Raw genomic sequence first — 799 nt, forward strand, 5'->3', positions numbered from 1 at the left:
GTACTCCAGGGATGGATTGACGGAGGAAAAAACCTCTATGTGATGCTGCCGTATCTGCGGGCATACATGGGACACCAGAGCTTCTCCGATACCGTTTACTACATACACCTGCTTCCCGACCGGCTCATGAAGTCTCCGGGGATTGATTGGGAAAAGATAGACAGGGTGGGATTGGAGGCGGATCTATGGCTGGATTGAACCCTTTTTACAGGCTGATACATGACTTTCTCATTATTTTCCTGCCAAACGAACAAAAATGCAGCGAGAATACAATACGTTCCTACCGGAAATCTCTTGAAATGCTCTTGGACTACGTAAAAACAGAAAAGAATATCCGGCTGGATGAGATAACCTTTGACATGATCGACCGCCAGACGGTATCAGGGTTCCTGGATTACCTGGAGAATGAACGGAAGTGCAGCCCGTCAACCCGTAACCAGAGGCTCCATGCCATCAATTCCTTTTACAGATACGCAGCCCAGGAGGACATAACCGTTGTATCACATTTCGAAGAAATACAAAAGGTCAGAAAAGCAAGGGTTGAAGAGAAGCTGGTCGAGCATATGAGTGAGAAAGCGGTATCAGCGATCCTGCAGCAGCCTGATACATCCACAGATATGGGGAAGCGGGATGCTTTCTTAATGCTGTTCCTGTATAAAACTGCCGCCCGCGTCCAGGAACTTGTTGATGTCAGGATTAAGGACATCCAGATCGGAGATTCACCGCGCGTTATTCTTCATGGAAAAGGAAACAAAGCCCGTGTCATCCCCCTGCGCGATGACGTCGTAAAACATCTGGA

The 799-nt window shown here is 48.1% G+C and carries 1 protein-coding gene and 1 pseudogene; both read left to right on the forward strand.

The window, feature by feature from the left end; genetic code table 11:
• Positions 1–198 (forward strand): annotated as a pseudogene (locus ACTNC0_RS18210) (tyrosine-type recombinase/integrase); the annotation flags it as partial.
• Positions 186–799, forward strand: a 614-nt coding sequence (locus tag ACTNC0_RS18215) for a tyrosine-type recombinase/integrase (RefSeq protein WP_441088489.1), incomplete at its 3' end; no start/stop codon positions are given. The pseudogene ACTNC0_RS18210 and the gene ACTNC0_RS18215, both read left to right, overlap by 13 nt.

It is taken from the genome of Blautia sp. HCP3S3_B11, from assembly GCF_052064435.1.
Classification (GTDB): domain Bacteria; phylum Bacillota; class Clostridia; order Lachnospirales; family Lachnospiraceae; genus Blautia_A.